We start from the raw sequence: 7,034 nt of genomic DNA, 5'->3' as shown, positions 1-7,034 counted from the left end.
TCCGTGTACACCAGCAGTACAGTCGTCTTCTGCTGTTCGCTCGCGTAAACTTGCGCGTCTTTCGCAGCCCTACCCCGCTGCACACTCATTTTTCAAAGGTGCCCGCCATGCCTTGGCTGCAAGTCCGTCTCGCCATCAGCCCAGAACAAGCCGAAACCTACGAAGACGCGTTCCTCGAAGTGGGCGCCGTGTCGGTGACCTTCATGGACGCCGAAGACCAGCCGATCTTCGAGCCCGAGCTCAACACCACCCCGCTGTGGTCCCACACCCATCTGCTGGCCCTGTTCGAAGACGGCACCGATGCCGCCAGCGTACTGGCCCACATGGAACTGCTCACCGGCGGCCCACTGCCGGAACACCACAGCGAAATCATCGAAGACCAGGACTGGGAACGCAGCTGGATGGACAACTTCCAGCCGATGCGCTTTGGCCAGCGCCTGTGGATCGTGCCGAGCTGGCACGCCGCTCCCGAGCCTGACGCCGTCAACCTGCTGCTGGACCCGGGCCTGGCGTTTGGCACCGGCACTCACCCCACCACCGCCCTGTGCCTGGAATGGCTCGACGGCCAGGACCTGAAAGACTGCAACGTGCTGGACTTCGGCTGCGGTTCGGGGATCCTGGCCATCGCCGCCCTGCTGCTGGGCGCCAAGGAAGCCGTCGGTACCGATATCGACGTGCAAGCCCTGGAAGCCTCCCGCGATAACGCCGGGCGCAATAACATCGCTGAAGAGAAATTCCCGCTGTACCTGCCGGAGCAATTGCCCCAGGTGCAAGCCGACGTACTGGTGGCCAACATCCTCGCCGGGCCGCTGGTTGCCCTGGCACCGCAGCTGTCGAGCCTGGTCAAGCCGGGCGGCCGCCTGGCGCTGTCGGGCATCCTCGCCGAACAGGGCGAAGATGTTGCCGCTGCCTACGCCCAGGATTTCGAGCTGGATCCGATCGCCAACCGCGATGGCTGGGTACGCATCAGTGGTCGTCGGCGCTAGAATGAGCGCCTGCATGAATCGGATGGCCGCATGACCGACAGTTTCGTCACCCAGTGCCCACATTGCCAAGCACGCTTTCGCGTCAACCACGCTCAATTGAGCGTGGCCCGTGGCGTGGTGCGCTGTGGCTCATGCCTGCAAGTGTTCAATGCCGCCCGCCAACTGCTGGAGCAGCGCGCCAGTGCGCCCGTGCCCGAGGCACCAGCAGCGGCACCAGCAGCGGCAGAGCCTGCGCCAGCAGCAGAACCGCCACCCGAAGCACCGCGAGCCATCAGCCAGAAGCAATGGAACGCCGAAGAGCTTGACCTGGATAACCTGGACCTCGACGAAGAGCTGGCCAAGCTGGAACGTCGCGAGATTCAGCACACCCAGCCCGTAGGTGCAGATCGTCGCCAACCCGGCGCCGACCGTCGGCAAAAAGAAGACTCCCTCAGCGCCAGCCGCGACACGGCCAAGGCCGAGGAAGAGCAATGGGCCGCCAGCCTGTTCAGCGAGCCTCGGGATGAACGGGCACAAGCCCCACAACCCACCGACGAAGAACCGCAACCGGCCAAGGCAAGCCTCGCCAAACCCAAGCGCACCGAACCCTCGATGTCGTTTGAAGCGGTCGAGCCCGACGAAGAACCAGCGCTGCACGCCAACGCCACCGATGACGAACTCGATCCACCGGTAACCGCGGTAACAGACGAGGCAGAACCCGAACAACCGGAACGCCCGCAGCCCAAACGCAAGCGCCCTCGCCCCGAGGCCGGCGCCCACGACGACCTGCTTTCGGACCTGGAAGACGACCCGCTGCACCTGTATTCCCAGAAACGCGCCTCCGGCTGGGGCCGCCGTCTGTTCTGGGGCTTGCTGGTGTTGCTGGCCGCCGCCGGCCTGGCGGGACAATACGTCGCCTACCAATTCGACGAACTGGCACGCCAGGACGCCTACCGCCCGTGGTTCCAGGAACTGTGCCCGAAACTGGGCTGCACCGTGCCATCACGCGTCGATATCGCCCACATCAAGAGCAGCAACCTGGTGGTGCGCAGCCACCCGGAGTTCGCTGGCGCCCTGGTGGTGGACGCGATCATCTATAACCGCGCGACATTCTCCCAACCGTTCCCGCTGTTGGAGCTACGCTTTGCCGACATGAACGGGAATATGATCGCCAGTCGTCGCTTCAAACCCGCCGAATACCTCAGCGGCGAGTTGGCAGGCGTAACCGAGATGCCCTCCCAGACGCCGATCCACATTGCCCTGGACATCCTCGACCCGGGCAACAAAGCGGTGAATTACAGCCTGAGCTTCCACTCTCCCGAGTGATCCGGCCCAAGGAGTAAGGTTTGACGGCGGATTCTTGACTGCTCCGCCGTTGACCAAACCAGCGGCGATAAGAAAATAACTGTTCAGATTTTATCCAATTCAGCCTTTATCCAGTCATCGAGAGCGGGTATCATGCCAACCCTTTTTCGAACTCTAATGATCCGGCCCCACAACAGGGAAGTCCTATGTCGGCGGTACGCATCGGCCCATACACATTGCACAACGGCTTGATCCTCGCCCCTATGGCGGGCGTCACCGACCAGCCCTTTCGTCAGCTTTGCAAGCGTTTGGGCGCAGGGCTTGTAGTCTCGGAAATGGTCACCAGCGACATGAGCTTGTGGAACACCCGCAAATCGCGGATGCGCATGATCCACGAAGGTGATCCCGAGCCCCGCTCGGTACAGATCGCCGGCGGAGATGCGCAAATGCTGGCGGATGCAGCCCGGGCCAACGTGGAGTTGGGGGCGCAGATTATTGATATCAACATGGGTTGCCCGGCCAAGAAGGTCTGCAACAAGGCCGCCGGGTCGGCCCTGTTGAAGGATGAGCAGTTGGTGAGCGAGATCCTGCATGCCGTTGTCGCTGCAGTGGATGTGCCGGTCACCCTGAAGATCCGCACCGGCTGGGACCGGGACAACAAGAATGGCCTGACGGTGGCGAAGATCGCCGAGCAGGCGGGCATTACAGCGCTGGCGGTGCATGGCCGCACCCGCGCCGACCTTTACACCGGTGAAGCCGAGTACGACACCATTGCCGCGATCAAGCAGGCGGTGTCGATTCCCGTCTTTGCCAACGGCGACATCGATTCAGCCGAGAAAGCCCGGCGCGTGCTGCACGCGACCGGCGCCGATGGCTTGTTGATTGGCCGGGCTGCCCAGGGGCGTCCGTGGATTTTTCGTGAGATCGAGCATTTTCTGCGTACCGGTGAAACCTTGCCGGCACCGGAGCTGATCGAGGTGGAACGTATTCTGCTAGAGCATCTGGCCGCCCTGCACGCCTTCTATGGAGACGTGATGGGCGTACGCATTGCTCGCAAGCATGTGGGCTGGTATCTCGCAACCTTGCCGGGCGCCAAGGAGTTTCGCGCCCACTTCAATCGTTTGGATGATACGGAAGCACAGTGCGCCAACGTTCGTGAGTTCTTCAGCGAACGTTACAAGAGCCTGGTGACAGGGGACGGAGAAGGGGTGGCCGCATGACGATGATGACCGAGACTTTAGTGAGTGGAACAACACCCGTGAGCGACAACGTCAATTTGAAACAGCACCTCAACACGCCGAGCGAAGAAGGCCAGACCCTTCGCGGCAGTGTCGAGAAGGCGCTGCACAATTATTTCGCCCACCTTGAGGGCGCTGCCGTCACGGACGTGTACAACCTGGTGCTCTCCGAAGTCGAAGCGCCGTTGCTCGAAAGCGTAATGAACTACGTCAAGGGCAACCAGACCAAGGCCAGTGAGCTGCTCGGTCTGAACCGTGGCACGCTGCGCAAGAAACTCAAGCAGTACGATTTGCTGTAAGCATTCAATCAAACCAGAAAGGCGCCCGCGTAAAAACGGACGCCTTTTTTGCTGACTCCTTTGCTTTTGATGGAAATTGAAATGACCGACCAGACTACCCGCCTGCCGATCCGCCGTGCCTTGATCAGTGTCTCCGACAAGACCGGGATCCTCGAATTTGCCCGGGAACTGGAAGCCCTGGGCGTGGAGATTCTCTCCACCGGCGGGACCTTCAAACTGCTGCAGGACAACGGCGTGGCCGCAGTGGAAGTGGCGGACTACACCGGTTTCGCAGAAATGATGGACGGTCGGGTCAAGACCCTGCACCCGAAAATCCACGGCGGGATCCTCGGTCGTCGCGGTATCGACGACGCCATCATGAGCGAGCACGGCATCAAGCCGATCGACCTGGTGGCCGTTAACCTGTACCCGTTCGAAGCCACCATCAACAAGCCAGGCTGCGACCTGCCGACCGCCATCGAGAACATCGATATCGGCGGCCCGACCATGGTTCGCTCGGCTGCCAAAAACCACAAAGACGTGGCCATCGTGGTTAACGCCAGCGATTACGCCAACGTACTGGAAAGCCTGAAAGCCGGCGGCATGACCTATGCCCAGCGCTTCGACCTGATGCTCAAGGCCTTCGAACACACCGCCGCCTACGACGGCATGATCGCCAACTACATGGGCACCGTGAACCAGGCGGCTGAAACCCTGAGCACTGAAGGTCGCAGCCAGTTCCCGCGCACCTTCAACAGCCAGTTCATCAAGGCCCAGGAAATGCGCTACGGCGAGAACCCGCACCAGAGCGCGGCGTTCTACGTTGAGGCCAAGCCTGCTGAAGTCGGCATCGCCACCGCGACCCAACTGCAAGGCAAAGAGCTGTCCTACAACAACGTGGCCGACACCGACGCCGCGCTGGAATGTGTGAAGAGCTTCGTCAAGCCAGCCTGCGTGATCGTCAAGCACGCCAACCCGTGCGGCGTGGCCGTGAGCCCGGACGCTGAAGGCGGTATCCGCCAGGCGTACGAACTGGCCTACGCCACCGACACCGAGTCGGCCTTCGGCGGCATCATTGCCTTCAACCGTGAGCTGGACGCCGAGACCGCCAAGGCGATCGTCGAGCGTCAGTTCGTTGAAGTGATCATTGCCCCATCCGTCAGTGAAGAAGCCCGCGCCATCGTTGCTGCCAAGGCCAATGTGCGCCTGCTGGCCTGCGGCGAGTGGTCGGCTGAGCGTGCCGCTGCCTGGGACTACAAGCGCGTCAACGGCGGCTTGCTGGTACAGAGCCGCGACATCGGCATGATCGGCAGCGAAGACCTGAAAGTGGTGACCAAGCGCGCCCCGACCGAGCAGGAAATCAACGACCTGATCTTCGCCTGGAAAGTCGCCAAGTACGTTAAATCCAACGCCATCGTCTACGCCAAGAATCGCCAGACCATTGGTGTCGGCGCTGGCCAGATGAGCCGTGTGAACTCGGCACGTATCGCTGCCATCAAGGCTGAGCATGCCGGCTTGCAGGTACAGGGTTCGGTGATGGCGTCCGACGCATTCTTCCCGTTCCGCGACGGCCTCGACAACGCCGCGAAAGCCGGTGTGACCGCCGTGATCCAACCGGGCGGCTCGATGCGTGATGCAGAAGTGATTGCAGCGGCGGATGAAGCCGGCATCGCCATGGTCTTCACCGGCATGCGTCACTTCCGCCACTGATCCAACTTGATCGAAATGTGGGAGCGGGCTTGCTCGCGAATACGGTGTATCAGCTACATATCCTGCGACTGACACACCGCTTTCGCGAGCAAGCCCGCTCCCACATAAAGCGCTCCAGCGGCGCCTTACAGAATTTGAGGTTTTTGAAATGAATGTTTTGATCATTGGCAGCGGTGGCCGTGAACACGCCCTGGCCTGGAAAGTTGCCCAGGACCCGCGCGTCCAGAAAGTTTTCGTTGCACCCGGCAACGCCGGCACCGCCATTGAAGCCAAGTGCGAAAACGTCGCCATCGACGTGCTGGCCCTTGAGCAGCTGGCGGACTTTGCAGAGAAAAACGTTTCCCTGACCATCGTCGGTCCGGAAGTGCCATTGGTAGCCGGCGTTGTGGACCTGTTCCGCAGCCGTGGCCTGGACTGCTTCGGCCCAACCGCCGGTGCCGCCCAACTGGAAGGTTCGAAAGCCTTCACCAAGGATTTCCTGGCTCGCCACAAGATCCCGACGGCCGACTACCAGAACTTCACCGAGATCGAGCCGGCCCTGGCTTACCTGCGTGAGGTCGGTGCACCGATCGTGATCAAGGCCGACGGCCTGGCCGCCGGCAAAGGCGTGATCGTCGCGATGACCCTGGCCGAAGCCGAAGACGCCGTGCGCGACATGCTCGCCGGCAACGCTTTCGGTGAAGCCGGTTCGCGCGTGGTGATCGAAGAGTTCCTCGACGGCGAAGAAGCCAGCTTCATCGTAATGGTCGATGGCAAGAACGTGCTGCCGATGGCCACCAGCCAGGACCACAAACGTGTAGGCGACGGCGACAGCGGCCCGAACACCGGCGGCATGGGCGCTTACTCCCCTGCTCCGGTAGTAACTGCCGAAGTGCACAAGCGCGTGATGGACCTGGTGATCTGGCCAACCGTGCGTGGCATGGCCGATGAAGGCAACGTGTACACCGGTTTCCTGTATGCCGGCTTGATGATCGATAAAGCCGGTAACCCGAAAGTCATCGAGTTCAACTGCCGCTTCGGCGATCCGGAAACCCAACCGGTGATGCTGCGCCTGCAATCGAGCCTGGTACTGCTGGTGGAAGCGGCGCTGGCCCAGGCCCTCGACAAGGTCGAAGCCCAGTGGGACCCGCGCCCAAGCGTTGGCATCGTGCTGGCCGCCGGCGGCTACCCGGCCGACTACGCCAAGGGCGATGTGATTGAAGGTCTGGATGCGGCTGCTACGCTGGAAGGCAAGGTGTTCCACGCGGGCACCGCGCTCAAGGATGGCAAGGTTGTCACCGCCGGTGGTCGCGTATTGTGCGCAACCGCCATGGGCAGCAGCGTAGATGCCGCCCAACAACAGGCTTACAAGCTGGCGGCGAAGATCGACTGGAAAGGCTGCTTCTACCGCACCGACATTGGCTACCGCGCCATTGCCCGTGAGCGTGGCGAAAGTCAGTAAACAGCTATCCGTTCGGTTAGGCAGGGCCCTTGGCCCTTGCCCTACGCTTGTGGCCCCGCGCATAGTTATACCCATGCATCAACCTACGAAGGGATTT

General features: G+C 61.7%; 6 protein-coding genes. All 6 read left to right on the top strand.

Annotated elements, in window-relative coordinates; translation table 11 throughout:
• Positions 1–107: 107 nt before the first annotated feature.
• The 6 genes from prmA to purD all read left to right on the top strand — a co-directional run bounded on the left by prmA (position 108) and on the right by purD (position 6,937).
• Positions 108–986 carry a 50S ribosomal protein L11 methyltransferase gene (prmA, locus tag SNL23_RS04165; protein ID WP_017478425.1) on the top strand — a complete coding sequence of 293 codons (879 nt, stop codon included), beginning with the start codon at positions 108–110 and terminating at the stop codon, positions 984–986.
• A gap of 30 nt (positions 987–1,016) precedes the next feature.
• Positions 1,017–2,291 carry a DUF3426 domain-containing protein gene (locus SNL23_RS04160; protein WP_318301690.1) on the top strand — a complete coding sequence of 425 codons (1,275 nt, stop codon included), beginning with the start codon at positions 1,017–1,019 and terminating at the stop codon, positions 2,289–2,291.
• 185 nt (positions 2,292–2,476) lie between these two features.
• Entirely contained in the window at positions 2,477–3,490 is a 1,014-nt protein-coding gene (gene dusB / locus SNL23_RS04155; RefSeq protein ID WP_076017982.1) for a tRNA dihydrouridine synthase DusB, read from the top strand.
• The gene (gene fis, locus SNL23_RS04150) at positions 3,487–3,807 is read left to right on the top strand and encodes a DNA-binding transcriptional regulator Fis (protein ID WP_003186237.1); all 321 of its coding nucleotides are present in this window, start codon (positions 3,487–3,489) and stop codon (positions 3,805–3,807) included. The genes dusB and fis overlap by 4 nt, the downstream gene beginning before the upstream one ends.
• Before the next feature lie 81 nt (positions 3,808–3,888).
• Positions 3,889–5,496: a bifunctional phosphoribosylaminoimidazolecarboxamide formyltransferase/IMP cyclohydrolase gene (purH, locus tag SNL23_RS04145; protein ID WP_318301689.1), complete on the top strand. Its 1,608-nt coding sequence runs from the start codon at positions 3,889–3,891 to the stop codon at positions 5,494–5,496.
• A gap of 148 nt (positions 5,497–5,644) precedes the next feature.
• Positions 5,645–6,937: a phosphoribosylamine--glycine ligase gene (gene purD, locus SNL23_RS04140; RefSeq protein WP_003217326.1), complete on the top strand. Its 1,293-nt coding sequence runs from the start codon at positions 5,645–5,647 to the stop codon at positions 6,935–6,937.
• The last annotated feature ends 97 nt before the right edge of the window (positions 6,938–7,034 follow it).

Origin of the sequence: Pseudomonas sp. SED1 (genome assembly GCF_034044025.1) — a bacterium.
In the GTDB taxonomy this organism is placed as follows: domain Bacteria; phylum Pseudomonadota; class Gammaproteobacteria; order Pseudomonadales; family Pseudomonadaceae; genus Aquipseudomonas.
Note: the sequence above shows the minus strand (reverse complement) of the source record. Positions and strands in the feature narration are given on the sequence as shown.